Source organism: Geodermatophilus africanus (assembly GCF_900107105.1).
Taxonomy (GTDB): domain Bacteria; phylum Actinomycetota; class Actinomycetes; order Mycobacteriales; family Geodermatophilaceae; genus Geodermatophilus; species Geodermatophilus africanus.
In genome coordinates, this window is sequence record NZ_FNOT01000003.1 from 151,687 (window position 1) to 175,821 (window position 24,135).

24 protein-coding genes and 1 tRNA gene are annotated in these 24,135 nt (G+C 74.8%); 15 read left to right on the forward strand and 10 right to left on the reverse strand.

Features of this window, described 5'->3' with window-relative positions; all coding sequences use genetic code 11:
• Nucleotides 1-10 precede the first annotated feature (10 nt).
• From BLW63_RS28495 to BLW63_RS06025, 4 genes are all read right to left on the reverse strand, one after another.
• Nucleotides 11-2,773 (reverse strand): winged helix-turn-helix domain-containing protein, encoded by a 2,763-nt coding sequence (locus BLW63_RS28495; RefSeq protein WP_211517028.1) that lies wholly within the window; start codon nucleotides 2,771-2,773, stop codon nucleotides 11-13.
• Nucleotides 2,774-3,229: 456 nt separating this feature from the next.
• The gene (locus BLW63_RS06015; protein ID WP_091152544.1) at nucleotides 3,230-3,826 is read right to left on the reverse strand and encodes a hypothetical protein; all 597 of its coding nucleotides are present in this window, start codon (nucleotides 3,824-3,826) and stop codon (nucleotides 3,230-3,232) included.
• A 4-nt stretch (nucleotides 3,827-3,830) separates the two neighbouring features.
• A complete protein-coding gene (locus BLW63_RS06020) occupies nucleotides 3,831-4,541 on the reverse strand; it encodes a DUF4386 family protein (RefSeq protein ID WP_091152546.1) in 711 nt (236 codons plus the stop codon).
• Between the two features lie 33 nt (nucleotides 4,542-4,574).
• Complete coding sequence (locus tag BLW63_RS06025) at nucleotides 4,575-4,904, reverse strand: hypothetical protein (RefSeq protein ID WP_091152549.1); 330 nt, start codon at nucleotides 4,902-4,904, stop codon at nucleotides 4,575-4,577.
• A 66-nt stretch (nucleotides 4,905-4,970) separates the two neighbouring features.
• On the opposite strand from BLW63_RS06025, the gene BLW63_RS06030 reads away from it, so the two are divergent.
• The gene (locus tag BLW63_RS06030) at nucleotides 4,971-7,877 is read left to right on the forward strand and encodes an AfsR/SARP family transcriptional regulator (RefSeq protein ID WP_091152552.1); all 2,907 of its coding nucleotides are present in this window, start codon (nucleotides 4,971-4,973) and stop codon (nucleotides 7,875-7,877) included.
• Nucleotides 7,878-8,014: 137 nt separating this feature from the next.
• Here the strand turns inward: BLW63_RS06030 and BLW63_RS06035 are convergent, their stop codons facing one another.
• Complete coding sequence (locus tag BLW63_RS06035; protein WP_091152554.1) at nucleotides 8,015-8,263, reverse strand: hypothetical protein; 249 nt, start codon at nucleotides 8,261-8,263, stop codon at nucleotides 8,015-8,017.
• A gap of 195 nt (nucleotides 8,264-8,458) precedes the next feature.
• On the opposite strand from BLW63_RS06035, the gene BLW63_RS06040 reads away from it, so the two are divergent.
• Nucleotides 8,459-8,662 (forward strand): cold-shock protein, encoded by a 204-nt coding sequence (locus BLW63_RS06040; RefSeq protein ID WP_091152556.1) that lies wholly within the window; start codon nucleotides 8,459-8,461, stop codon nucleotides 8,660-8,662.
• A 70-nt stretch (nucleotides 8,663-8,732) separates the two neighbouring features.
• On the opposite strand, the gene BLW63_RS06045 is transcribed toward BLW63_RS06040, so the two are convergent.
• On the reverse strand, nucleotides 8,733-10,202 hold the full coding sequence (locus BLW63_RS06045) for an aldehyde dehydrogenase family protein (protein WP_244522397.1): 1,470 nt from the start codon (nucleotides 10,200-10,202) through the stop codon (nucleotides 8,733-8,735).
• A 50-nt stretch (nucleotides 10,203-10,252) separates the two neighbouring features.
• Here BLW63_RS06045 and BLW63_RS28765 point away from each other — a divergent pair, with 50 nt between their 5' ends.
• The 8 genes from BLW63_RS28765 to BLW63_RS06080 all read left to right on the forward strand — a co-directional run bounded on the left by BLW63_RS28765 (nucleotide 10,253) and on the right by BLW63_RS06080 (nucleotide 15,486).
• Nucleotides 10,253-10,342 carry a putative leader peptide gene (locus BLW63_RS28765; RefSeq protein WP_342028692.1) on the forward strand — a complete coding sequence of 30 codons (90 nt, stop codon included), beginning with the start codon at nucleotides 10,253-10,255 and terminating at the stop codon, nucleotides 10,340-10,342.
• A gap of 45 nt (nucleotides 10,343-10,387) precedes the next feature.
• Entirely contained in the window at nucleotides 10,388-11,278 is an 891-nt protein-coding gene (locus tag BLW63_RS06050) for a TauD/TfdA dioxygenase family protein (RefSeq protein WP_091152558.1), read from the forward strand.
• A gap of 136 nt (nucleotides 11,279-11,414) precedes the next feature.
• The gene (locus BLW63_RS06055) at nucleotides 11,415-12,374 is read left to right on the forward strand and encodes a glycine betaine ABC transporter substrate-binding protein (RefSeq protein WP_091152560.1); all 960 of its coding nucleotides are present in this window, start codon (nucleotides 11,415-11,417) and stop codon (nucleotides 12,372-12,374) included.
• Between the two features lie 11 nt (nucleotides 12,375-12,385).
• Nucleotides 12,386-13,582, forward strand: a complete 1,197-nt coding sequence (locus BLW63_RS06060) for a quaternary amine ABC transporter ATP-binding protein (RefSeq protein ID WP_244522398.1) — start codon at nucleotides 12,386-12,388, stop codon at nucleotides 13,580-13,582.
• On the forward strand, nucleotides 13,579-14,502 hold the full coding sequence (locus BLW63_RS06065; RefSeq protein ID WP_244522399.1) for an ABC transporter permease: 924 nt from the start codon (nucleotides 13,579-13,581) through the stop codon (nucleotides 14,500-14,502). The genes BLW63_RS06060 and BLW63_RS06065 overlap by 4 nt, the downstream gene beginning before the upstream one ends.
• Before the next feature lie 122 nt (nucleotides 14,503-14,624).
• The gene (locus BLW63_RS06070; protein WP_091152562.1) at nucleotides 14,625-14,996 is read left to right on the forward strand and encodes an ANTAR domain-containing protein; all 372 of its coding nucleotides are present in this window, start codon (nucleotides 14,625-14,627) and stop codon (nucleotides 14,994-14,996) included.
• A 40-nt stretch (nucleotides 14,997-15,036) separates the two neighbouring features.
• A tRNA-Met gene (locus BLW63_RS06075) sits at nucleotides 15,037-15,110 on the forward strand.
• Nucleotides 15,111-15,198: 88 nt separating this feature from the next.
• Nucleotides 15,199-15,486, forward strand: a complete 288-nt coding sequence (locus BLW63_RS06080; RefSeq protein WP_091152564.1) for a GNAT family N-acetyltransferase — start codon at nucleotides 15,199-15,201, stop codon at nucleotides 15,484-15,486.
• A gap of 63 nt (nucleotides 15,487-15,549) precedes the next feature.
• On the opposite strand, the gene BLW63_RS06085 is transcribed toward BLW63_RS06080, so the two are convergent.
• On the reverse strand, nucleotides 15,550-16,059 hold the full coding sequence (locus tag BLW63_RS06085) for a VOC family protein (protein WP_091152566.1): 510 nt from the start codon (nucleotides 16,057-16,059) through the stop codon (nucleotides 15,550-15,552).
• Between the two features lie 100 nt (nucleotides 16,060-16,159).
• Here BLW63_RS06085 and BLW63_RS06090 point away from each other — a divergent pair, with 100 nt between their 5' ends.
• Both BLW63_RS06090 and map read left to right on the forward strand, forming a co-directional pair.
• The gene (locus BLW63_RS06090) at nucleotides 16,160-17,029 is read left to right on the forward strand and encodes a polysaccharide pyruvyl transferase family protein (RefSeq protein ID WP_091153160.1); all 870 of its coding nucleotides are present in this window, start codon (nucleotides 16,160-16,162) and stop codon (nucleotides 17,027-17,029) included.
• 90 nt (nucleotides 17,030-17,119) lie between these two features.
• Nucleotides 17,120-17,890 (forward strand): type I methionyl aminopeptidase, encoded by a 771-nt coding sequence (gene map / locus BLW63_RS06095; RefSeq protein ID WP_091152568.1) that lies wholly within the window; start codon nucleotides 17,120-17,122, stop codon nucleotides 17,888-17,890.
• A gap of 19 nt (nucleotides 17,891-17,909) precedes the next feature.
• Here the strand turns inward: map and BLW63_RS06100 are convergent, their stop codons facing one another.
• Genes BLW63_RS06100 through BLW63_RS06110 form a run of 3 tightly spaced genes read right to left on the reverse strand, consistent with a single transcriptional unit; the run spans nucleotide 17,910 to nucleotide 21,065 of the window.
• Nucleotides 17,910-18,458, reverse strand: a complete 549-nt coding sequence (locus BLW63_RS06100) for a GNAT family N-acetyltransferase (RefSeq protein ID WP_091152570.1) — start codon at nucleotides 18,456-18,458, stop codon at nucleotides 17,910-17,912.
• Nucleotides 18,459-18,501: 43 nt separating this feature from the next.
• On the reverse strand, nucleotides 18,502-19,674 hold the full coding sequence (locus BLW63_RS06105; protein WP_091152572.1) for a cystathionine gamma-synthase: 1,173 nt from the start codon (nucleotides 19,672-19,674) through the stop codon (nucleotides 18,502-18,504).
• Nucleotides 19,671-21,065 carry a cystathionine beta-synthase gene (locus BLW63_RS06110; protein WP_091152575.1) on the reverse strand — a complete coding sequence of 465 codons (1,395 nt, stop codon included), beginning with the start codon at nucleotides 21,063-21,065 and terminating at the stop codon, nucleotides 19,671-19,673. Before BLW63_RS06110 ends, BLW63_RS06105 begins: the two co-directional genes overlap by 4 nt.
• Before the next feature lie 92 nt (nucleotides 21,066-21,157).
• Between BLW63_RS06110 and BLW63_RS06115 the strand changes: the two genes are divergently transcribed.
• The 3 genes from BLW63_RS06115 to BLW63_RS06125 all read left to right on the forward strand — a co-directional run bounded on the left by BLW63_RS06115 (nucleotide 21,158) and on the right by BLW63_RS06125 (nucleotide 24,120).
• Nucleotides 21,158-21,967, forward strand: a complete 810-nt coding sequence (locus BLW63_RS06115; RefSeq protein ID WP_091152577.1) for an alpha/beta fold hydrolase — start codon at nucleotides 21,158-21,160, stop codon at nucleotides 21,965-21,967.
• Between the two features lie 50 nt (nucleotides 21,968-22,017).
• Nucleotides 22,018-22,797 (forward strand): aldo/keto reductase, encoded by a 780-nt coding sequence (locus BLW63_RS06120; RefSeq protein WP_091152580.1) that lies wholly within the window; start codon nucleotides 22,018-22,020, stop codon nucleotides 22,795-22,797.
• Between the two features lie 99 nt (nucleotides 22,798-22,896).
• Nucleotides 22,897-24,120 carry a cytochrome P450 family protein gene (locus BLW63_RS06125; protein WP_091152581.1) on the forward strand — a complete coding sequence of 408 codons (1,224 nt, stop codon included), beginning with the start codon at nucleotides 22,897-22,899 and terminating at the stop codon, nucleotides 24,118-24,120.
• Nucleotides 24,121-24,135 lie beyond the last annotated feature (15 nt).

The following is a 24,135-nucleotide window of genomic DNA, read 5'->3' on the forward strand; positions in this document are numbered from 1 at the left end:
ACGCCCGTGCCTACCGGTCGGAGACGGCGGCGCGGCCGGGGTGGTCGCGATACCGCGGCATGAGGTCGAGCTCCTCGCCCCGGCGGACGGCAGCGCGGCGGTTGGTCACGCCGAGCTTGGCGTAGATGTTCTTGGTGTGGGTCCGGACGGTGTTGACCGACACGAAGAGCTGGCGGGCGATGTCCGGGCCGTCGAGGTCGCTGCCGAGCAGCCGCAGCACGTCCAGCTCGCGCGCGCTGAGCGGGTCCACCAGGTGCTCCGCGACCGGCGCGCCGTCCTCGCCGTTGCCCAGGGCTGCCATGAGCCGGCGGGCGTAACCCGCGGCGGCGCCCTCCGCCGCGACCGCTCGCAGCAGAGTGCCCACGCGTGGTCCCTCGTCGGTGAAGACCCGGACGTGGCCTCGCGGTTCGGCCAGCGCCAGCGCGCGGCGCAGCGCCGCGAGTGCTGCGGGCAGGTCGCCGCGCGCCTGCTCGGAGATCGCCTGCACCACCAGCACGTCGATGACGCTGCCTGTCCTGCCGCCCTCCTCCGCCGCGCGCAGCAGTCGGTCCAGCAGCCGCACGGCCCCGGAGACCGACCGTGCACGGCCCTCGGCCGCGGAGCGCGCCGCGAGCGCCCGGGCCAGGGTGAGGTGCTCGAACTCGCGCAGGTAGTCCGGGTCGTCGTCGACCGACAACCCCCGCTCCTGCGCCCAGGCGAGCGCGTCGGCCCACCGGCCGTGCCGGGCGAGCACGCGCGCCCGCAGCGCCGGGACCGGCCGCACCTCGGGGAAGTAGTCACCGACGTAGCGGCGCTGCGCCTCCTCCAGGAGGCCGAGTGCCGCGGCGACGTCTCCCTCGGCCTCGCGGATGCGGGCCATCACGACCCGCCAGCGGTACGGGTTCTGCGGCAGGCCGAGGTGTTCGCCCAGGTCCCTGCTCGCCGCGAGGTGTCGCCGGGCCGCGTCGAGATCACCGTGTTCGGTGTGGACGCCGGCGATGCCCACGTGCATGTCCGCCGCGCCCCGCAGCACCGGCCCGGTGTCGGGCGTCACGAGCTGCAGCGCCCGCTCGTAGGTCGTCATCGCCTCGCCGAGCCGGCCCTGCCCGACGCGGATGTCGGCCAGCGCGATCGCGCAGCCGGTCACGTCCGACACGTGCCCGGCCTTCTCCAGGCTGGTCGCGGCATCGGCGTACCACCGGTGCCCGGTGTCCAGGTCCCCGCTGCTCCAGTGGGCCAGGCCGAGGAGCCCGGCTGCCCCGCCGCGCCCCAGGTGGTCCTCGGCACCGGCCAGGTCGAGCGCCCTCCGGGCGTGCGCCACGGTGCCGGCCACGTTGCCGGAGAGCAGGGCCTGCCCGGCGCGGTACATCGAGATCGCGCTGGGCAGCCGGTGGAACCCCGCGTCGTCCGCGACCACCATCTCCGTCGCCGGCGCCGGGGGGTCGTGCCCGCGGTCCGGGGTCGCGGTCAGCCACTGTTCGGCGTCACGCAGGCGTGCCTCGACGCCCTCGACCTGCCCGCTGACCATGAGCGCCGCGGCGTAGCCGACGCTGAGCACGGGCCGGACCCGGATCACCTCGTCCGGCAGCGCCTCCAGCCAGCGCCGCATGGTGGCCTCCTGCCGGCCCTTCTGCAGCGCCGGCAGCGCCAGCTCGACCAGGTCCGCCGCACGGGCGGTGTCCCCGCCGGCCAGCGCGTGGTGGACCGCCTCGGCCCGGTCCCCGCTGCGCTCGTACCACTCGGTGGCCCGGCGGTGCAGGCCGCAGACGACGTCGGGTCGCTCGTCCTGCAGGCGCATCCGGAGGACGTCGGCGAACAGGTGGTGGTAGCGGTACCACCGGCGTCGGCCGTCGAGCGGCACCAGGAAGAGGTTCGCGCGGTCGAGCGCCTCCAGCATCGCCTTGCCGCCGTCCTGGCCGGTGACGGCGTCGCAGAGCGGGCCGGTCAGCCGGCTGAGGACCGAGGTCTGCAGCAGGAAGGTCCGCACGTGCCCGGGCTGGCGCTGCAGGACCTCCTCGACCAGGAAGTCGACGACGTAGCGGTCGTCCCCCGCGAAGCCGGCGATGAAGCCGGGAACGTCGTCGCGGCCCTGCATCGACAGCGCCGCCAGCTGCAGCGCCGCGATCCAGCCCTCGGTCCGCTGCTCCAGGGTCGCGACGTCCTCTGCCGTCAGCGCCAGTCCCATCGCGACGGTGAGGTACGCCGCGGCCTCGTCCGCCGTGAAGCGCAGATCGGCGGCGCGCAGCTCGACGAGGTCACCCCGCGCACGCAGCCGCGCCAGCGGCAGCGCCGGGTCGGCACGGCCGGCGGCCACCAGGTGGACCTGCGCGGGCAGGTGCTCCACCAGGAACGACATCCCGTCCTGCACCTCGGGTGCGTCGACGACGTGGTAGTCGTCGAGCACGAGCACGACGTCGTCCGGGAGGGCGGAGAGGTCGTTGACCAGCGTCGCGAGGACCGCCTCGGTCGATGCCCGGGGCGACTGCAGGAGGGCGAGCGCGCCCGCGCCCACCTCCGGCGCCGCCGTCCGCAGCGCGGCGACGAGGTAGGTCCAGAACACCGCCGGGTCGTTGTCCCGCTGGTCGAGCGAGAGCCAGGCCACCGACCGCTGCCCCGCGGCGACGGAGGTCAGCCAGTCGGTCAGGACGGTGGTCTTCCCGAACCCGGCCGGGGCCGAGACCAGCGTGAGCGCCGCCTCCGTCCCGCGGTCCAGGCGCTCGAGCAGCCGGGGACGGGCGACCAGACCACGGTGCCGCCGGGGCACATGGAGCTTCGTCTCGAGCAGTGGGCCCACCCTGACCACCTCCCGCGAGCGGCCGGTGTTCACCTGCCGCCGTCCCGGCGCGCGCTGCTCGCGAACACGACGGTGGGCTCCCGGACACGCATCGTGTCAGCACGGGCTGGTGGGTGTCGATGAACTCCGCCCCCGTCGACGGCGCGCACCGCACCGGACCCCACCCCCGCACGGAGAAGGGACGGGTCCGGTGGCTGCTGAGGGCAGGGTCCAGAGCGGATGGGTGCGAGACCCGTACTCGGGCCCGGCGCGGCGGCTGACGGCGGTCCGCACGCTCGGCAGCTCGGCCGGTGGGGTGGGAGTCGCTCTGCTCGTCGTGTCCGCGGTGCCGGACGTGCAGGGCGGCGCAGCCGGCCGATGCACGGATGGCGCGGCCGGACCGGTTGACGGGCACGCGCGGTCTCGCCGCGGCGGCGCAGCGCGTCGAGGTCGGCCTGCGCCGGGGCGTGGGGGTGGTCATGCGGGTGCCGCGGTCGGGATCGGGTCCGCGGCGGGGCCGGCCGCGGGACGGGAGGGCAGGAGGACGGCGAGGAGCAGCCCGGACAGGGCGGAGAAGGTGATAGCGCCGTAGGCACCGAAGACGGTGAACTGTTCGTCGACGGCGATCCCCCCGAGGGTGGTGACGGTCCAGCCCAGCGCCCACAGGGCGGGCAGTGCGGCGGCCCAGATCCAGCGCAGGCGGGTGGCACGGGGCAGCGCCAGTGCCTGTGCGGGTCCGAGGACGAGCCCGGTGAGCGCACCCATCAGGGCCAGGTCGGCCAACGAGGTGCGGTAGCCGACGGCGACGGCGCCGAGGAGCAGTCCCACCGCCATGCCGATCGCGGTGGCGGGAATCCATCTGCGGAGGTCGAGCCGTCCCCGGCTGGCCAGCGTCTGGCCGGCACCGATGGCGGCTCCGGCCACGGCTCCGCCGAGCAGTGCCGCGATCGGGCCGTCGACCCGGCCGGCGACCGCGGTGCCGGCCAGGCCGGCGAGGGGGAAGGCGAGGAACCCGGCGGTCCAGGTCAGCCAGGTGCGGACACGGGGTGCTCGGGACGATCCGGTGGTGGTCATGGGGTCAGCTCCTGACGTCGGCAGTGGCCGGTGAGACGGGGACGGAGGCCCGGCGGCGTTGCCGCAGGACGAGGACGGCGGCGAAGAGGACCAGCCACAGGCTCCACAGGACGTAGCCGGCGAAGTTGGCGGTGTCGACGAGCGGGAGGTCCAGGGGCGAGAGCACGCCGGCGAGGACCAGGGCCGCCGAGACCGATCCCAGCGCGAGGAACCAGCGCCCGGCGAACCCGGATCCGAGGGCGGCGAGGACGAGCAGCGTCCAGGCGGCGGTGAGCAGGTAGCCGCCGGTCTCGCCGACCAGGTCGCCCAGGACGCGGTTGGCCGTGCCGAACGCCGAGCGGGCGTCGGCGGCCGCGTCCGGGTCGCTGCCCGCGGCGGTGGCGGCCCAGCCGGGCACCAGGAGCGGCCAGCGCAGCAGGCCGACCACCTGCACCACGGCGGCGGCGATGCCGATGGGAACCGCCCAGCGCATGGGCCGGGCGGCCGACAGCCGGCCCACGCCCACGGCGACGGGAGCGAGCAGGGCCGCGGCCAGGGCGAGGGTGAGGAACCAGGCGCTGACGGCTGCCTGCGACTCGCGGAAGGAGGCGAGCACGTCCTCGGCGGGCTGCTCGAGCACGTCGGGGTAGTCGAAGACGCTGCCCAGGCCGGTGAAGGCCACGTTGAGCAGGACGGCGGCGGTGACCATCAGGACGGCGGTGCGGCGGGGTGTCATGGCGCGCTCCTGGGACGTGGGTGGGCGGGTGGGTCAGCGCCGGGTGGACAGTGCGGCGATGTGGGCGACCAGCACGGCGTCGGGGTGGTCGGCGAGGTGGTCCCGGGCCAGCAGCAGGGCCCGGTCGTGGTCACCGCGCAGGTGCGCCGATGCGACGGCGACCAGCTGGCGGTCGCGGGTGCAGAGGGCGGCGGCAGCCGCCCGGACGAGCAGCTCCGGCCGGCCCGGGGGAACCAGGGCGGCGGCGACGAGCAGAGCCGGGTCGCGGCTCGTGCAGGCGGCCTCGACGAGCGCGTCGGTCGTGCCGGCGGTGTCCGCGATGAATCCCCTGACCAGCTGGTGCGGATCGGTGGTGGGTGCCATGTGCGGAGCCTGGAGCGGCGGGCTGACGACGCACTGACGACGGGCTGACGGCCCTAGGCTCGCCGGGTGCTCACCGTCGCGGTGCTGAGCCGGGTGGAGGTGCGGCGCGACGGGGTGCCGGCACCCGTTCCCAGCGGCCTGACCACGGAACTGCTGGTGCGGCTGGCGCTGGACGCCGGCCGTCCGGTCCGCGCCGAGCGGCTGGTGGAGGAGCTGTGGCCCGGCACGACGGGAACCCGGCTCAACACGTTGCAGGCGAAGGTGTCGCAGCTGCGCCGGGCACTCGGCGATCCGGCCGCGCTGATCGGCGCCTCCGATGGCTACACGCTCGCCGTTGACCCGGGCCGGGTCGACGCGGTGCGCGCGCTCCGGCTGGCGGACGAGGGCGCCGCGCTGCTGGCTGCGGGGGACCCCGCTGCCTCTGCGGTCATCTGCCACGAGGGGCTGGCCCTGTTCGGCGCCGAGGTGCTGCCCGCGGCGGGCGGAGCGGGCTGGGTCCTCCCGCACCGGGTGCGCCTGGAGGAGACCCGGCTGCGGCTGCTCGAGGACGAGCTCGCTGCGCGCCTCGCTCTCGGGGCCACGGGGGAACTCGTGGGTGAGCTGGAGTCCCTGGTCGCCGTCCACCCGCTGCGCGAGCGGTTGTGGGCGCTGCTGATCACCGCGCTCTACCGGGCCGGCCGTCAGGCGGATGCGCTGGCGGCCTCCCGGCGGGTGGCCCGGGTCCTGGCCGACGAGCTCGGCGTGGACCCGGGTCCAGAGCTGGCGGCCCTCGAGCGAGGGGTGCTGGCGCACGACCCGGCGCTCACGCCAGGTGTCGCGTCCGCGCCCGTCGGGCGCCGCCGCGGGAACACCCCGGTGCCGGCGACCCCGCTCGCCGGCCGCGTCGATGAGCTGGCTGCGCTGCTGGCGGCCCTGGAGGGCAACCGCCTGGTCACGGTCGTGGGTCCCGCCGGCGTGGGCAAGACCCGGCTGGCAGTGGAAGCCGCCCGCCGGGAGGCCGCCCCCGAGGGCGCGTGGCTGGTCCGGTTGGAGGGCGTCCGCACCGCCGACGAGGTGCCCCTCGCGATCGCGGACGCCGTCCCGGGAGTCGACGGCTCCCGCGGGGACGTCGCCACGGACCTGCGCGGAGCCGATCTGCTCCTGCTGCTGGACAACTGCGAGCACCTCGCGGACGGTGTCGCACCGCTGGTCGCGGCCGTGCTCGGGGCCGCCCCGCGGGTGCGCGTGCTGGCCACCAGCCAGCGGCCGCTCGGGCTCGACGGGGAGCTGGTGCACCAGCTCGACCCGCTGCCGGAGGCCGATGCCGTCGCGCTGTTCGCCCAGCGGGCCGCCGAGCGGCGGGCGTCCTTCGCGCTCACCGGCGAGACCGCGCCGGCCGTGGCGCAGCTGTGCCGCGCCCTGGACTGCCTGCCGCTGGCGATCGAGCTCGCCGCGGCGCGGACGCGCATCATGACGGTGCCCGAGATCGCCCGGCGGCTCGACGACCGGTTCACGCTGCTCGCCGACCCGACGTCGACCCGCCCGGAGCGCCGGCGCACCCTCGCCGCGGCCCTGTCCTGGAGCTACGACCTGCTGTTCCCCGACGACCAGCGCGGCCTCTGGGCGCTCGCCCAGTTCCCCGGCGGGGCCACCATGCCGGCGCTCGAGCACGTCCTGGGCGGACTCGGCGTCCCTCCCGGCTCCGCCCTCGACGTCGTCGACCGCCTGGTCGACCGCTCGCTGGTCACCGCGGACGCCGACGCGGCCGGAGCCACCCGCTACCGCCTGCTGGAGAGCGTCCGGGTGTTCAGCGCCGACCGGGCGGCCGAGGCCGGCGCGGCCGGTGCCGCGGCCGACGCCCTCGTGGCCTGGACGGCGCAGATGGCGGCCACCGTTGCCGGGACGGTCCGCGGTCCGGACCAGGCCGCGCAGGTCGCCGTCACCGCGGCCGAGCGGGCCACGATCGACGCCGCCCTGGCCCGGGCCCGCGCCACCGAACCGGTCACCGGACTGCGGATCGCCGTCGACCTCGGCTGGGCGTGGGTGCTGCTCGACGACGCGGCCGCCGCCGGCCGGCTGCGCGCCGCCCGCCTCGCCGTCGACGACCCGCCCCGAGACCTCGAGGTGAGGGCGCTCCTGCTGGAGAGCTGGCTCGAGGCGATGTCGGGAGACCTCACGGCGGCCCGCACCCTCCTCGACCGGGCCACCGCCCTCGCCGGGGGAGACGCGTCACTGGCCGTCCTGGCGCGTTGGTACGGCGGCTTCGTTCTGCCCCAGGAGGGGCGGGCGGGTGAGGCCCTGGCCGACCTGGCGCGCTGCCGGGATGCCTACGCCGCCGGCGGCGCCTCGTGGGAGGAGGGAGGCAGCTGTCTGCTGGCGGCGTTCGCCTCGCTGGCGCTCGGTGACCCGGCCGGGGGCCGTGCAGCGTGCGAGGAGGCGATCGGCATCCTGCGGCCGATCGGGGACGCGTGGGCGCTGCTGCACGCCGAGGGCGCGCTCGGGAGGATCGCGCACGCCGAGGAGCGACATGCGGACGCCGCACGGCACCACGGGTACGCCGCGGAGGCCGCGGACCGGCTCGGCTTCGGCGGGGCGGCCGCGCTGCACCGCGTGCACCTGGGACGCGCCCAGCACCAGGCGGGCGACCCGGGCGCGGCGGACACGCTGCGACGGGCCGTCGCCGGCGCCCAGCTCGCCGGAGACCGGCGGCTGCTCGCGCTGGCCCAGGTGGCCCAGGCGGAGGTCCTCCGCTGCGCCGGCGACCGACCCGGGGCACGGGACCTGCTGGAGGCCGCCTGCCGCTGGTACGCGGAGTCCGGCGCCGGCGAGGGGGCCGCGCTGGCCGCTTGCCTGCGGGCCACCGTGCGCGCCGAGGACGGCGAACCCGGCGCCCGGGAGGAGCTGCAGGCCATCCGCGACGCCGCCGACACGGCCGGTGACCGCGAGGTGCACGCGCTGGCGGCCACGGCGCTCGGGGACCCGGCGGACGTCTGACCGCGCCGTCACGTCATGGCTGTGGGAACAGGCGACGCCGATCACGGGGGTCGGGGTCCGGGCGGTCCCTCGTCTGCCGAGGACCGAGGGCCTTCACCGAAAGCCGTGGGCCCTCGGCGTTCGTGCGGGAGCACACCTCAGTCGCCCGCAGGGCCGTGCGCCGAGGGGCCGGCCTCGCCGAGGTCGGAGACCTCCAGCACCCGGTCGGTGGGGTACAGAGCGATCACGCCGGTGCCGGCGACGCCGTGGACGACGGTGAGCCAGCCGGGCGGACCGAACCGCACCACGAGGCCCGGCAACTCGACCTGTCCCGTCGGGTCGTGCGCATCGCGCAGCACCACCGTCGCGCGGTACAGGTGGCGGTCGTTGACCGTCGTGACGTCCATGTGGCCAGCCTCCTCCACCGGTCGCGGTCGATCCCCGCGTACAATCCCAGACGGTCGCCGTCGTGCTTCTGCTTCGTTCCCGGACGTCCGCAGTCGTCTCTGCCTGACGTTCCTCTCGGTCCTGCCGGTCGGTGCGGCGCCCCAGGACCCGACGGCTGTCGGTCCTGACACCCCCAGCACGGAGAGAGAACGACATTGGCTCAGGGCACTGTGAAGTGGTTCAACGCGGAGAAGGGCTTCGGCTTCATCGAGCAGGCCGACGGCGGCGCTGACGTCTTCTGCCACTACTCCGCCATCAGCGGCAGCGGCTACCGGTCGCTGGACGAGGGGCAGCAGGTCGAGTTCGACGTCACGCAGGGCCAGAAGGGCCCGCAGGCGGAGAACGTCCGCGCGCTCTGAACGACGGCGGGGGGCCACGGCGCGGGTGCGCCGTGGCCCCCCTGCGCGTCTCCGGCGGGTGGGGGCGCCGTCAGCCGAGCCAGCCGCTGCGACCCGGCGTCCGCCGGCGCCACACGTGCTTGAGCTCGCGGTACTCCGCGAGCCCCGTGGGCCCGAGCTCCCGGCCCACCCCGGACTGCTTCCGCCCGCCCCACTCCGCCCCGGGCACGTAGGGGTGGAAGTCGTTCACCCAGACGGTCCCGCAGCGCAGCGCCGCGGCCACCCGGTCGGCGCGGTCGAGGTCGGCGGTCCACACCGCGCCCGCGAGCCCGTACACGGTGTCGTTGGCCAGCGCGACCGCCTCCTGCTCGTCGGTGAAGGCCTCCACCGTCAGCACCGGGCCGAAGACCTCCTCGCGGACGACGGCCATGTTGCGTGAGCAGCCGGTGAGCACGGTGGGCCGGTGGAAGAAGCCGTCCGCGAGCGCGGGGTCGTCGGGTCGGCGCCCGCCCGCCGCCAGGACCGCTCCCTCCGCGAGCGCTCCGGCGACCGCCGCCTCGGTGCGGGCCCGCTGCGCCCCGGAGATCATCGGGCCGGACTGGGTGCGCTCGTCGCGTCCGTCGCCGAGCCGGATGGCCTCCGCGCCGGCGGTCAGGCCCGTGACCACGGCGTCGTGCACGTCGGCGTGGACCAGCAGGCGGGAGCCCGCCGAGCAGACCTGCCCCGCGTGCAGGAAGGCGGCGTGCAGCGCGTTGTCGACCACCACGTCCACGTCGACGTCGGCGAAGACCACGTTCGGGTTCTTGCCGCCGAGCTCGCAGTGCACCCGCTTCACCGTCGCCGCGGCCGCCCGCAGCACCGCGCGGCCGGTGGCGGTCCCGCCGGTGAAGCTGACCAGGTCGACGTCGGGGTGCGCGACGAGCGCGGCGCCGGCCTCCCCGTCCCCGAGCACCAGGCCCACCACCCCCGAGGGCGCGCCGGCCTCGGCGAGCAGTGCCACCAGGTGCGCCGTGGTCAGCGGGGTGAGCTCGCTGGGCTTGACGACCGCGGTGCAGCCGGCCGCCAGCGCCGGCGCGAGCTTCCACGCCACCGACAGCAGGGGGTAGTTCCACGGCGTGACCAGCGCGCAGACGCCCGCCGGCTCGGCCACGACGCGGCTGTCGACGTCCGGGCCGGCGTCGACCCGATGGGCGACGTCGTCGAGCGCCAGGCCGGCGTAGTAGCGCAGCACGGCCACGACGTCGTCGACGTCGACGCGGCTCTCCCGCAGCGGCTTGCCGGTGTCCTGGGTCTCGAGCAGCGCGACGTGCTCCCGGTCGCGCACCAGCAGGTCCGCAGTGCGCCGCAGCACTCCGGCCCGCTCCTCCGCAGGCGCGCCCGACCACTTGCCGGCCTCGAAAGCGGCCCGGGCCGCGGCGACGGCTCGGTCGACGTCGGAGGCCGCGGCTGCCTCGTGCGCGACGACGAGCGACCCGTCGGCGGGGTCCAGGACGTGCAGCAGGCGCCCGGATCGGGCGTCCTGCCACGTCCCGTCGATGAACAGCGAGCCCGGCAGGGACACGAGGACACCCCTTCGACGCGGTGGCGGGAACACCCGCTACGGTAATCCGCATGCAGTCGGTCGGGATTGTGCGGTTTGCGCTCGTCGAGCGCCGGCACGTCGACCTGCTGCGGTGCGCGAGCGCGCTCTGTCCGGCCTGACGCCGTCCGAGCCACCCTTCATCCCTCGCCACCGGAGTCCTTCGCATGACCCTGCTCGCCGTCCCCACGACCACGCCCGCCGCCGAGAGCGGCGTCCTCGAGGTCGAGCGCCTCGAGCCGTCCATCGGCGCCCGCATCCACGGCGTCGACCTCAGTCACGTCACCGACGACGAGGTCCGCGCCATCCGGACCGCCCTCGCCGAGTACAAGGTGCTGTTCTTCGCCGACCAGCACGACCTGCACCCCGACCGCCAGATCGCGCTGGGCCACCGCCTCGGCGAGGTCACCGAGTCCCACCCGGTGGTGCCCGGCGTCGACGACCAGCACCCGGAGATCTACGCGCTCGACAGTTCCACCGGCGGGTTCGCCGACGTCTGGCACACCGACGTCACCTTCGTGCGCCGTCCGCCGCTGGGGTCGGTCCTCCGGGCCGTCGTCCTGCCGCTCACGGGTGGGGACACCCAGTGGGCAGACCTCGAGCTGGCCTACGAGTCGCTCAGCGAGCCGGTCCGGCGGCTGGCCGACCAGCTGGTCGCGGTGCACGACGGCACGCGAGAGTTCGGCTACTACCTCGCCCAGCGCGAGGAGCGGACGAAGTGGGAGGGCGAGGAGTTCCGCGCCCTCGTCCCGATCGAGCACCCGGTCGTCCGCGTGCACCCGGAGACCGGCCGCCGGAGCCTGTTCGTCAACCCCGGCTTCGTGTCCCACCTCGCGGACGTCTCCGACGCCGAGAGCCGCTCCCTGCTCGACCTGTTCTACGCGCACATCACCAAGCCCGAGCACATCGTCCGGCACCGCTGGTCGGTCGGCGACGTCGTGATGTGGGACAACCGCTCGACCGTCCACTACGCCAACCGCGACTACGGCGACCAGCGGCGCGTCATGCACCGCATCACGCTCCGGGGGGACCAACCGGTCGGCCCGGGTGGCGCCTGAGCAGGAACGTGTACGACGCTCGTCCGGAGAACTGACCGCACGGCGAGGCGCAGGTCCCTCCCAGGGGACCTGCGCCTCGCCGCACGACCCCCTCCGCCGGATGGTCCGGCCCGGCGCCTCCACGAGATGAGACCCCATGCTGCGCACCTCGATCCGTCCCCGTGCCTCCGCAGTGGCGCTGGCCGCCCTGCTCGCCGCGACCGCCACCGGGTGCAGCGCCGAGGAGGGCGCCGAGAGCGCCACCGGCGGGGGGAGCGGCGTCACGGTCCAGGCCGCCCAGTTCAGCTGGACCGCCGCCGGCCTGACCAACTCGATCCTCAGCGAGATCGCTGCCGACCACGCCGACCTCGGGGTCTCCTCGCTGGCCACCACCCAGCTCGACCCGGCCGCGGCCTGGACGGGGGCGCAGCGCGGGGACATCGACCTGCTCACCGAGGTCGCGCTGCCGAACCAGCAGCAGCTCGCCGACGGGGCCGCCGACCGGGTCGAGATCGTGTCCGAGACCTACGGGGACGCCGCGCAGGGCTGGTTCGTGCCCGCCTACGCCGTCGAGCCGGGCGGCCCGCTGGAGGGGCTGACCAGCGTCACGCAGCTCAACGACTACGCCGACGCGCTGGGTAACAAGTTCTACGACGCGGACCCGGGCTACATCACCACCGAGCAGAACGCCAAGCGGCTCGAGGGCTACGGGATCACTCTGGAGCACGTCGTCTCCAGCGAGGCGGCCGAGCTCGCCCAGCTGGAGAACAGCTACACCCGCCAGGAGCCGATCGTGCTGTACCTGTACCACCCGCACGCGGTGTTCGCGCAGTACGACATGGTCCAGCTCGAGGAGCCGACGCCCTACACCGAGGGCTGCCTGACCACCGGCGACGGCGCCTGCGCGATGCCGTCGTACAGCGCCAACATCGCCGCCAGCACGGAGCTGCGGGAGCAGGCCCCGGCCTTCGTCGACCTGCTCACCGACCTGCGCATCTCGGTGGAGGAGATGGAGCAGATGCAGAAGCAGGTCGACGTCGACGGTGAGGACGTCGCGACGGTCGCCCGGCAGTGGGTCGACGAGCACGCCGACCAGATCGACCAGTGGATCGGCTGACCGTGCCGCCGGTGCTGGGCGTCTCGGGCCTGACCAAGGTCTTCGGGGCGCGCGAACAGGAGGCCCTGCGGCTGGCCGGCGAGGGGCTCGGGCGCGACGAGATCCTCCGCCGGACCGGCGCCACGCTCGCGGTCCACGACGTCAGCTTCGCCGTCGAGCGTGGTGAGCTCTTCGTCGTCATGGGGCTGTCGGGCTCGGGCAAGTCCACCCTCGTCCGGCTGCTCAACCGGCTCATCGAGCCCAGCGCCGGCACCGTCGAGGTCGAGGGCCGGGACCTGCGGGCGCTCGACGACGCGCAGCTGCGCGCGGTCCGCAACGAGAAGATCAGCATGGTCTTCCAGCACTTCGCGCTGATGCCGCACCGCACGGTGCGGGAGAACGCGGCCTACGCGCTCAAGGTCCGCGGCGCGAGTGCAGCCGAGCAGCGGGAGCGGGCGGACTGGGCGCTGGAGACGGTCGGACTGCTCGAACGCGCCGGCGCGCGACCGGCCGAGCTCTCCGGTGGCATGCGCCAGCGCGTGGGCCTGGCCCGCGCGCTGGCCGCGGACTCGGAGGTCCTGCTCATGGACGAGCCGTTCTCCGCGCTGGACCCGTTGATCCGCCGCGACATGCAGGACCTGCTCGAGCAGCTGCAGTCGGAGCTGTCGAAGACGATCGTGTTCATCACCCACGACCTCAACGAGGCCATGCGGCTGGGCGACCGGATCCTCATGCTCAAGGACGGCCGGCCGGTCCAGCTGGGTACCGGCCCGGAGATCATCTCGGCACCGGCCGACGACTACGTCGCCGACTTCACCTCGGACGTCGACCGGACCCGGGTGCTCACCGCCGGTGACCTGCTGCGCGAGCCACGGCTGACCGCCCGGCTCGGCGATGCGCCCGGCGACGTGCTCCGGGCGCTGGGCGTGGCCGAGGCCAACGGCGCCTACGTCCTCGGTGAGGACGGGCGGGTCGCCGGCGTCGCCCGCGACGACCTGCTGGCCCGCGCGCTGCAGGAGGGCCGGTCCGCACTCGGTCCGCGCGAGCTGGTCCCCGACTACGCGACCATCGGGGCCGACCGGCCGGTCGTCGAGTTCGTGCACCTGGTCGGGCGGCACGCCGTGCCGCTCGGGGTGGTCGACGACGACGGGCGGCTCCTGGGCGTCGTCCCCCGGGCGGCGGTGCTCGACGCACTGTCGGCCGTCCCTGTCCGTGGGAGGCGCTCGTGATCCCGCACATCCCCCTCGGCCAGTGGGTCTCCGACCTCATCGACTGGCTGCTCGACACGGTGCCGTGGCTCTTCGACGCCGTCTCCGCGGTCATGCAGGTGCTCGTGAACGGGCTGACCGACGCGTTGGTCTCGCCGCCGCCGGTCCTCTGGATCGTGGTGTTCGCCGCGCTCGCCCTACTGCTGCGGGGGCCGTGGCTGGCGCTGTACACGGTCCTGGCGTTCCTGCTCGTGGTCTCGCTGGAGCTGTGGGTCGAGACGATGCAGACCCTGGCGCTGGTCCTCGTGGCGGCGGTCATCGCCACGGCGGTGGCGGTGCCGATCGGCATCCTGGCGGCCCGGCACCGTGCGGTCAGCGTCATCGTCCGGCCGGTGCTCGACTTCATGCAGACGACGCCGGTGTTCGTCTACCTGATCCCCGCCGTCTTCTTCTTCGGTGTCGGCGTCGTGCCCGGGGTGGTCGCGACGATCCTCTTCGCCATCCCGCCCGGCGTGCGGCTGACCGAGCTCGGCATCCGGCAGGTCGACCGCGAGGTTGTCGAGGCGGCCCAGGCGTTCGGTGCCCGGCCCGGGCAGGTCCTGCGGGAGGTGCAGCTGCCGCTCGCCCTGCCGTCGATCATGGCCGGTGTCAACCAGGTGATCATGTTGGCGTTGTCCATGGTGGTCACCGCCGGCCTGCTCGGCGCCGCCGGGCTCGGCGCCGTCGTCGTGCGGGCGGTCACTCAGCTCGACGTCGGTTCCGGGTTCGAGGGTGGTCTCGCCGTCGTCCTGCTGGCCGTCTTCCTCGACCGGCTGACGGCGGCCTTCGGCCACCCCACGGCGCTGTCGCGACTGGTGCGGGCCCGCGGCCGCCGGGTCCCGTCCGGTGCGGCGACGGCGGCGAGGGAGCCGGCCTCGGTCGGCGAGCGGCAGCCCGCCTGACGCCTGCCACCCCCCGGCGACTGTCAGGGGGGTGGGCCGCCGGTCATACTGGAGTCACTACAGCCGGCGGTTCACGCCCACGAGCCCCCGGCGCTCGTCGTGGAGAGCCGACGGCACCATCGATGACCGACGACAGCACCGTGACCGGGGAGCGGCCGACCGTCCCCGACCCGACCGCCGCGGACCGGCAGGCCGCGCCGGGCCCCAGCCGCGACGCAGAGACCGCCGTCGGCACCCGGCAGCGGGCCGGCGGGCCGGCGGCGGTCGAGCTGGCCGCGCTGCGCACCCGGGCGGAGGCCGCCGAGGACCGGGCCGACAACCTCGAGCGCGCACTCCTGACCAACCGCCGCATCGGCATGGCGATCGGCATCCTGCTCGAGCGGCTGCGCGTCACCGAGGAGCAGGCCTTCGACGTCCTCCGGCGGGAGAGCATGCGCCAGAACGTCCGGCTGGCGCAGGTGGCCGAACAGGTGGTCTACACCGGCACCCTCTGACCCGGCCCCGGCGGGAGCGTGTGTATGGTGGTCTCACCGACGCGGGGTGGAGCAGCTCGGTAGCTCGCTGGGCTCATAACCCAGAGGTCACAGGTTCGAATCCTGTCCCCGCTACTGGCACACGAGGGCCCGGTCACCACGGTGACCGGGCCCTCGTGGCGTCCGGGCAGCACGCTCGCCACCCGCGGGGTAGGGAGGAGTCATGGAGCTCACCGTCACCGACGTCCCCGAGGCCGGCCGGTACGAGGCGCGGGCCGCCGACCGCGTGCTGGGCCTGGCGGCCTATCGGCGCCACGGCGACCGGGTGGTGTTCACCCACACCGAGGTCGACCCCGACGCCGGGGGCAGCGGCGTGGGCAGCACGCTCGTGCGCGGCGCCCTGGACGACGTCCGGGCGCACGGGCGGCGGGTGGTGCCCCGCTGCCCGTTCGTCCGTGCCTGGATCGAACGGCACCCGGACTACGCCGACCTGGTCGACACCTCGGCCTAGCGGAGCGGCCCCGTCCCGGGTCCCGCCCTAAGCCTGCGAAGGGTGAGGAGGACGGGGCCTCCTTCAGAGGACCTGGTGGCCGTACATCTCGCCGAGCGGGTCGGCGATCAGCTCGATGCGTGCGCCGTCGGGGTCGCGGAAGTAGACCGAGACGCCGCTGTGCACCTCGTGCGGCACACCGGCGTCGGTGAGCCGCTGCACCAGCTCGTTCCAGCGCTCGGGGTTGACGCTGATGGCCATGTGGTGCAGCCCGCCGAGGACCTCGGCGTAGGGGCCGACGTCCAGGCCGGGGAAGTCGAAGAAGGCGACGAGGTTGCCGTTGCCGATGTCGAAGAAGAAGTGCGACGAGCCTGGGTAGTCGCGGTTCTCGATCAGCTCGGTCAGCGGGAAGCCCAGCACGTCCTGGTAGAAGCGGACCGTCCGCTCGACGTCGCTGCTGATCAGCGCGGTGTGGTGCAGACCGCGGGCAGTCGACGCCGGCCGCTCCCCGGCAGGTCTGAGGTGCGCCTCCCGGATCCGGGTGCGCTCCCGCTCGATGGCGGACAGGTCCAGGTCGCTGGCGGTGTCGCTCACGGGCTCTCCTCGGGTCGCTCGACGGTCGGGACAACCACTGCGACCAGGATCTCGTTCCCCCGAGGGGTTCCCGTCACCCGTGGGTGCAAGGCTGGTGACCATGCGTGTCCTCGTCGCCGGGTGGTTCTCCTTCGACGAGGTGATCGCCACCGTCGGCGACGAGCTGGGCGCCGACGTGGTGGTCCGGTGGCTCACCGACCTGGGCGTCGACCACGACGTCGCCTGGGCGCCGTACCTGGAGCGCGGCGTGGACTGGCGGGACGTGGACCCGGCCGACTACACGCACCTGGTCTTCGTCAGCGGCCCGCTGGCCGACCGGCCGCTGCTTCGGGAGCTCGCCGAGGCCTTCGCCGGCGCCGAGCGCTGGGCGGTCAACGTGTCGGTGGTGGAGGAGTCGGCACGGGGGCTGTTCGACCGGGTCTGGGAACGCGACGCCCCTGACCTGGCGCGTCCCGACCTCGCCGTCGAGGGTCCCGAGCCGGAGGTGCCCGTGCTCGCGGTGGCGTTCACGCCGGTGCAGGGCGAGTACGGCGAGCGCAGCCAGGCCGAGCGGGTCCGCGGTGCCATCGAGGAGTGGCTGGCCGACCGCGCGCTGCCCTGGTTCGAGCTCGACATGGACCTCTACGGGAAGCCGCACGCCCGCCGTCCGGCCCAGGTCGAGGCGCTGGTGCGGCGGGCGGACGTGGTGGTGAGCATGCGGCTGCACGCGCTGGTGCTCGGCCTCATGCACGGCCGGCCGGTGGTCGCCTGCGACCCGATCGCCGGCGGGGCCAAGGTCACCAGCCAGGCCGTGGCGCTGGACTGGCCGCTCGTCGTCCCCGTCGAGGAGCTCACCGCCGAAGCGCTCGACGCCGCCCTGGCGCGCTGCCTGTCCGGCGAGCTGGCCGAGCGGGTGCGCGCGGCGGGGGAGCGGGGGCAGGAGGGCAACGCCCGGGCGCGGGTCTGGTTCGAGGAGCAGCTGGCGAGCTAGACCCCGAGTTCCCGGCGAGATCGGCGATCTCGCACGCTTGGAGGCCCGTACCCGTGCGAGATCGGCGATCTCGCCGCCCGAGGAGGACCGTTGATCGAGTTGCGCACGCCGGGCGAGCTGGACGCGATGCGCGCCGCCGGGGCCGTCGTGGCCGACATGCTGGCCGCCGTCCGGGCCGCCGCGGCCCCGGGCGTCCGGCTCACCGAGCTCGACGAGGTGGCCCGCGCCGTCCTCGCCGACGCCGGCGCCACCTCCCCGTTCCTCGGCTACGCGCCGCTGACCACCACGCCGCCGTTCCCCGGCGTGGTCTGCCTGTCGGTCAACGACGTCGCGCTGCACGGCATCCCGACCCCGCAGGAGCTGGAGGACGGCGACCTGCTCAGCGTCGACGCCGGGGCCACCCTCGACGGCTGGGTGGGCGATGCCGCGATCACCTTCCCGGTGGGCACGCCCCGGCCCGACGACCAGGAGCTGGTCTCGACCACCGAGCGCGCGCTGGCGGCCGGGATCGCCGCGGCCGTCGTCGGTAACCGGGTGGGCGACGTCTCCGCCGCGATCGGCGCCGTGGGCCGGGCCGGCGGGTGCGGCATCAACACCGACCAGGGCGGCCACGGCGTCGGCCGCTCGATGCACGAGCCGCCGTCCGTCCCGAACGAGGGCCGCCCCGGCCGGGGGCTGCCGCTGCGCGCCGGGCTGGTGATCGCCATCGAGCCGTGGTTCCTCGCCGGCGGCAGCGACGACTACCGGGTCGCCGCCGACGGCTGGACGCTGTACAGCGCCGACGGCAGCCGCGCGGCGCACGTCGAGCACACGGTGGCGGTCACCCACGACGGCCCCCGCATCCTCACGCTGCCGCGCTGACCACCACGTGGGATAGGCGTCAGAGAGCGCGGGTCATCTCGATCTCGGGCCCCATCGTGCCGGTGAACCGTGCCCCGGTCGGCCGGAACCCGGACCTCTCGTAGCAGCGCTGTGCCCGGGCGTTGTCCGCATGGACGTAGAGCCGCGCGCGGGACGATCCCCGCTCTCGCAGCCAGTCGGTGGCCGCCTGGAGCACGCTGTCCATGACCCCCCGGCCGCGGTGCTCTGGGTGGAGGAAGACGCCGACCACATGACCCCCGGCCTCCTCGACGACCCGGCCCTCGAAGTCCGCGTCACCGGCCTCCTCGATCAGCACCGCCGCAGTCCCCACCCAGGTGCCGTCGTCGGTGACCGCGACGAACTGGCGGGCGCCGGCACGTGGGCCAGCCTCGAGCGAGGAGGCCTGGGCCCGCCCCTGCCAGAAGCCGTCGGGACGGGCCGCGGCGTCGCCGTGGGACTCGACGAACGCCATCGGTGCGGCCTCGTCCGACAGGGCCCGCAGGCGCAGGGTCCGGATCTCGCGCCACTCGTGCGCCCGCACGGGGCGGACCGTGTACCGCGTCGTCACGGGTGGATGCTGCCAGCCCGTCACCACTCCGCCGGGTCCCGGGTCAGCTGAGCGCCTGGTCCAGGTCGGCGACCAGGTCCTCGACGTCCTCGATGCCGACCGAGAGCCGCACCAGGTCGCCCGGTACCTCCAAGGGCGAGCCGGCCGCGCTGGCGTGGGTCATCCGCGCCGGGTGCTCGATCAGCGACTCCACCCCGCCCAGGGACTCCGCGAGGGTGAACACCTGCGCCCGCTCGCACACCCGCAGCGCGGCGTCCTCCCCGCCCGTGAGCCGGAACGAGAGCATCCCGCCGAAGCCGGACATCTGCTTCGCGGCGATGTCGTGCCCGGGGTGGTCGGGCAGCCCCGGGTAGCGCACGGACGCGACGGCGGGGTGGCCGAGCAGGAATTCCGCGACCCGGGCGGCGTTGGCCTGGTGCCGGTCCATCCGGACGCCGAGGGTCTTGATGCCGCGCAGCACCAGCCAGTCGGCCAGCGGGCCGGAGACCGCGCCCATGGCGTTCTGGTGGAAGGCGAGCCGCTCGGCCAGGTCGGCGTCGTCACCGGAGGCGCCCTCTCCGATGATCAAGGCGCCGCCGACGACGTCCGAGTGGCCGCCCAGGTACTTCGTCGTCGAGTGGACGACGACGTCGGCGCCCAGCGTCAGCGGCTGCTGCAGGTAGGGCGAGGCAAAGGTGTTGTCGACGACGAGCAGCGCACCGGCGTCGTGCGCGACCTCGGCGGTCAGGGCGATGTCGGCGACGTTGAGCAGCGGGTTGGTCGGCGTCTCGCACCAGACGACCCGCGTGGTCGGCCGGATCGCCGCCCGCAGCGCGTCCACGTCGTTCAGGTCCGCCGGCGTGTGCTCGACGCCCCAGCGGGCGGCGACCTTGGAGATCAGCCGGAACGTGCCGCCGTAGGCGTCCCCGCCGAGGACGACGTGGCTGCCGGGCTCGCAGACGGCGCGCAGCAGGGTGTCCTCGGCGGCCAGGCCGGAGGCGAAGGCGAGGGCGCTGCGGCCCCGCTCGAGCGCGGCCAGGGCCTCCTGCAACGCCGTCCGGGTGGGGTTGGCGCTGCGGGCGTACTCGTAGCCCGACCGCAGCCCGCCGACGCCGTCCTGCTTGAAGGTGGTCGCCAGGTGCAGCGGGACGACGACGTCGCCGGTGGCCGGGTCGGGGTCCTGGCCGGCGTGGATGGCGCGGGTGTTGAAGCCGGGGAGCTCCGGCGAGCGGTTCATGCCCCGACCGTAGGAGCCAGCCCGGCGAGGTGCCCCAGCACGTCCTGCCGGGTGACGACGCCGGCCGGCTTGCCCTCCTCGTGCACCAGCAGGGCGTCGGCCGTCCCCAGGGCCGCGACCGCCGCGCTGACCGGCTCGCCGGAGCCGATGATCGGCAGGGGCGGGGACATGTGCCGTTCCACGCGGTCGGAGAGGTTGGCCCGTCCGGCGAAGAGCGCGTCGAGCAGCGTCTTCTCCTCGACCGACCCGACCACCTCGCCGGCGGTCACCGGGGGCTCGGCGCGCACCACGGGCAGCTGGCTGACGCCGTACTCGCGGAGGATGTCGATGGCGTCCCGCACCGTCTCGTTGGGGTGGGTGTGCACCAGCTCCGGCGTCGCCCCGCCCTTGCCGGCGAGCAGCTCGCCGACGGTGCCCTGCGTGGCCTGCTCCAGGAAGCCGTAGTCGGCCATCCAGTCGTCGTTGTAGATCTTGCCGAGGTAGCCGCGGCCCCCGTCGGGCAGCAGCACCACCACGACGTCGTCCGCCGTCAGCCGCTCGGCGGCACGCAGCGCGCCGACCACCGCCATGCCGCACGAGCCGCCGACCAGCAACCCCTCCTCGCGGGCCAGCCGGCGGGTCATGCCAAACGAGTCGCCGTCGCTGACGGCGACGATGTCGTCGGCGATGCTGCGGTCGTAGGCGTCGGGCCAGAAGTCCTCGCCCACGCCCTCGACCAGGTAGGGGCGGCCGGTGCCGCCCGAGTACACCGAGCCCTCCGGGTCGACCCCGACCACCCGGACCCGCCCGCCGGAGACCTCCTTGAGGTAACGGCCGGTGCCGCTGATCGTCCCGCCGGTGCCGACGCCGGTGACGAAGCACGTCACCCGCCCGTCGGTCTGCGACCAGATCTCCGGGCCGGTCGACTCGTAGTGCGACTGCGGGTTGGCCGGGTTCGCGTACTGGTCGGGCTTCCAGCCGCCGGGGGTCTCGCGGGCCAGCCGGTCGGAGACGGAGTAGTAGGAGCGCGGGTCGGCCGGGTCGACGGCGGTGGGACAGACGTGCACCTCGGCGCCGTACGCCTTGAGCACGTCGATCTTCTCCTTGCCCACCTTGTCGGGGCACACGAAGACGCACCGGTAGCCGCGCTGCTGGGCGACCAGCGCCAGGCCGATGCCGGTGTTGCCGCTGGTCGGCTCGACGATGGTGCCGCCCGGCCGGAGCGCGCCGCTGGCTTCGGCGGCGTCGACCATCCGCACGGCGATGCGGTCCTTCACCGAGCCACCGGGGTTCAGGTACTCGACCTTGGCCAGCACCAGGGGGGCATCCGGCCCGAGCTCACGGGTGACCGACGTCAGCCGGACCAGCGGGGTGTGCCCGACCAGTTCGATGACGTTCTCGGCGTACTGCACTCGGGACCTCCTCCGCAGGCGCCCCCGGCGGGTGCCTGACGACCATCCCACCACCGCGATGAGTCCCGGGCTCCAGGGACGTCGCACCTGCCATGACGACGACGGACCTGCGGGTCGACGAGGGGTACGCGCCGGGGACCGGCGGGGTGCAGGTGTACTGGCGGAGCCTGGGGGAGGGCGGTACCCCCCTGGTGGTGGTCCACGGTGGCTTCGGTGTGGTGGAGGCGTTCGGCGACGTCCTCGACCGGCTGGCCACCGGGCGGCGCGTGGTGGCCGTCGAGCTGCAGGGCCACGGGCGTACCGCCGACGTCGACCGGCTCTTCTCCTGGGACGTCCTGGCCGACGACGTGGCCGCGCTCGTGCGCTCCCTCGACCTGGGAGCCGCGGACCTCATGGGCCACTCGCTCGGCGATGGGGTCTGCCTGCGCGCTGCGATCCGGCACCCCGAGGTGGTGCGGCGACTCGTCGTCGTCTCCGCGCCGTGCCGACGCGACGGCTGGTTCCCCGAGGTCCTGGCCGGCATGGGGCAGGTGGGCAGCGCGGGGTTCGAGATGATGCGGCAGACGCCCATGTACGCGGCCTACGCAGCCGTCGCGCCGGACCCCGACGGGTTCCCCGTGCTCATGGACAAGACCGGCGCGCTGCTGCGGACCCCCTACGACTGGACCGAGGAGGTCCGGGGGATCACCGCGCCGGTGCTGCTGGCCTACGGCGACGCCGACAGCGTCCCGCCCGCGCACGCCGCCGAGTTCTACGCGCTGCTCGGCGGCGGCCTGCGCGACGCCGGGTGGGACGGCTCCGGTCGGTCGGCGTCCCGGCTGGCCGTCCTGCCCGGACGCACCCACTACGACGTGTTCTCGAGCCCCGAGCTCGCCGGGGTCGTCGACGGCTTCCTCGGCTGACCGGATCCCCGGGTGTTGTCGGCCGGGCCGGTCAACCGAGACGATGCGGCATGACCGAGAGCTTCCCCACCGTGCCGCTCGACGGTGCCCCCGGCATGCCGCTCCTCGGCTTCGGGACCTGGCTGATGAACGGCTCCGAGTGCTACGAGGCCGTCCGCATCGCCCTGGACGCCGGCTACCGGCATCTCGACACCGCGGCGATGTACCGCAACGAGGCCGAGGTCGGACGGGCGCTGCGCGACTCCGGCGTCGACCGGGACGAGGTCTTCGTCACGACCAAGCTGCCGCCGCCACGAGCCGACCAGGCCGACCAGGTGCTGGCGGCGTCCCTCGACGCGCTCGGCGTCGACGCGGTCGACCTGTGGCTCGTCCACTGGCCGCCCGGCGGTGCCAGGCCGGACGTCTGGGAGCGCTTCGTCGCAGCCCGCGAGGCCGGCCGCGCGCGGGCGATCGGCGTGAGCAACTACTCGCTGGAGCAGGTCGACGAGCTGACCGGCGCGACCGGCGTGACACCGCAGGTCAACCAGGTCAGCTGGGCCCCGTCGCTGTACGACGCGGCTGTCGAGGCCGGGCTCCGGGAGCGCGGCGTCGTCCTCGAGGGCTACAGCCCGTTCAAGAACACCGACCTCGGCGACCCGGTGCTGCGCGAGGTCGCCGACGCGCACGGCGTCACCCCGGCGCAGGTGGTGCTGCGCTGGCACGTCGAGCACGGCGTCGTCGTCATCCCCAAGTCGGCCACCCCGGAGCGGATCCGGGCCAACCTGGCGATCGGCGGGTTCTCGCTCAACGACGACGAGGTCGCCCGGATCGACGGCCTGGCAGAGGTCTGAGCGCGGCGGAGGACGCCGGTGACACGCCGTCCGCCTTGCCGCCTGCGCCCCCGGCCCCGAGGCTGGGTCGATGAGGCGGCTGGGCAAGGGGTCCCTGAGGTGACCGCGGTCGACGCGTCGGTCTTCGAGGGCTCCTTCTGGCGCGACCCCTATCCCGCCTACGAGCGGCTGCGCACGCAGGCCCCGGTGCGCGAGGTGGCGCTGCCGCGCGGCGGCACCACGTGGCTGGTCACCCGCTACGACGACGTGCGCGCGGCCTTCACCGACCCCCGCCTGGTCAAGGACCACCGCGCCACCCTGCCGCCGGAGCTCCGCGAGCAGGCCCCGCGCCTGCCGGGGCCCTTCGGCTCGATGATGGTGCTGCTCGACCCGCCCGACCACACCCGGCTGCGCCGGCTGGTCTCCCGGGCCTTCACCGCGCGGCGCACCGCCGAGCTGCGCCCCCGCATCGAGGTGCTGGCCGCCGGCCTGCTCGACGCCCTGCCCGCGACCGAGCCCGTCGACCTGCTGGCCGGCTACGCGGTGCCGTTGCCTATGGCGGTCATCTGCGAGCTGCTCGGGGTGCCCGACACCGACCGCGACGCCTTCGGCACCTGGTCGCGCGCGCTCGTCGACGACCACGACGACGTCGATCAGCAGCAGGCCACCACGGGGCTGGCGGAGTACCTGTACGCCCTCGTCAAGACCAAGCGGCGCACGCCGGACGGCGCCCTGGTCTCGGCACTGGTCGAGGTCTCGGATGCCGGTGACCAGCTCAGCACCGAGGAGGTCGTCGCGATGGGCGTGCTGCTGCTCATCGCCGGCCACGAGACCACGGCCAACCTCATCGGCAACGCGGTGCTGGGCGTGGCCACCGACGCCGCGCTGCGCGGACACCTGCTGGCCGACCCGCAGCGGATCCCGGCGGCGGTCGAGGAGTTCCTGCGCTGGGACGGCCCCGTGCACAACGCCCCGATGCGCTTCGCCGCCGAGGACGTCGAGTACTCGGGCACCACCATCCCGGCGGGGTCGGTGGTGACGCTCTCCGTGGGCGCGGCCAACCGCGACCCGGGGCGCTTCGACCGGCCCGAGCTGCTCGACCCCGACCGCGACACCGGTGGGCACCTGGCCTTCGGTCACGGCATCCACTTCTGCCTGGGCGCACCCCTGGCGCGTCTCGAGGGGGAGGTGGCCCTGCGGTCGCTGCTCGACCGCTTCCCCGGCCTGCGCCTGGCCGTGCCGCCGGAGGGACTGCGCCACCGCCGCAGCGTCATCGTGCACGCCCTGGAGGCGCTGCCCGTGGTGCTCCGGCCCCCGGCTGCTGCGGAGGGTGCCTCCCGGTAGGCGGGCGGTGGCGGG

Bases quoted from the DNA above. Each gene is read 5' to 3' on its own strand.
- BLW63_RS28765 (WP_342028692.1), top strand. From the start codon at position 10,253: ATGCAGTCGGTCGGGATTGTGCGGTTTGCGCTCGTCGAGCGCCGGCAC.
- BLW63_RS06020 (WP_091152546.1), bottom strand. From the start codon at position 4,541: ATGACACCCCGCCGCACCGCCGTCCTGATGGTCACCGCCGCCGTCCTG.
- BLW63_RS06080 (WP_091152564.1), top strand. From the start codon at position 15,199: ATGGAGCTCACCGTCACCGACGTCCCCGAGGCCGGCCGGTACGAGGCG.
- BLW63_RS06120 (WP_091152580.1), top strand. From the start codon at position 22,018: ATGACCGAGAGCTTCCCCACCGTGCCGCTCGACGGTGCCCCCGGCATG.
- BLW63_RS06050 (WP_091152558.1), top strand. From the start codon at position 10,388: ATGACCCTGCTCGCCGTCCCCACGACCACGCCCGCCGCCGAGAGCGGC.
- BLW63_RS06090 (WP_091153160.1), top strand. From the start codon at position 16,160: ATGCGTGTCCTCGTCGCCGGGTGGTTCTCCTTCGACGAGGTGATCGCC.
- BLW63_RS06025 (WP_091152549.1), bottom strand. From the start codon at position 4,904: ATGGCACCCACCACCGATCCGCACCAGCTGGTCAGGGGATTCATCGCG.
- BLW63_RS06035 (WP_091152554.1), bottom strand. From the start codon at position 8,263: ATGGACGTCACGACGGTCAACGACCGCCACCTGTACCGCGCGACGGTG.
- BLW63_RS06070 (WP_091152562.1), top strand. From the start codon at position 14,625: ATGACCGACGACAGCACCGTGACCGGGGAGCGGCCGACCGTCCCCGAC.
- BLW63_RS06115 (WP_091152577.1), top strand. From the start codon at position 21,158: ATGACGACGACGGACCTGCGGGTCGACGAGGGGTACGCGCCGGGGACC.
- BLW63_RS06015 (WP_091152544.1), bottom strand. From the start codon at position 3,826: ATGACCACCACCGGATCGTCCCGAGCACCCCGTGTCCGCACCTGGCTG.
- BLW63_RS06055 (WP_091152560.1), top strand. From the start codon at position 11,415: ATGCTGCGCACCTCGATCCGTCCCCGTGCCTCCGCAGTGGCGCTGGCC.
- BLW63_RS06105 (WP_091152572.1), bottom strand. From the start codon at position 19,674: ATGAACCGCTCGCCGGAGCTCCCCGGCTTCAACACCCGCGCCATCCAC.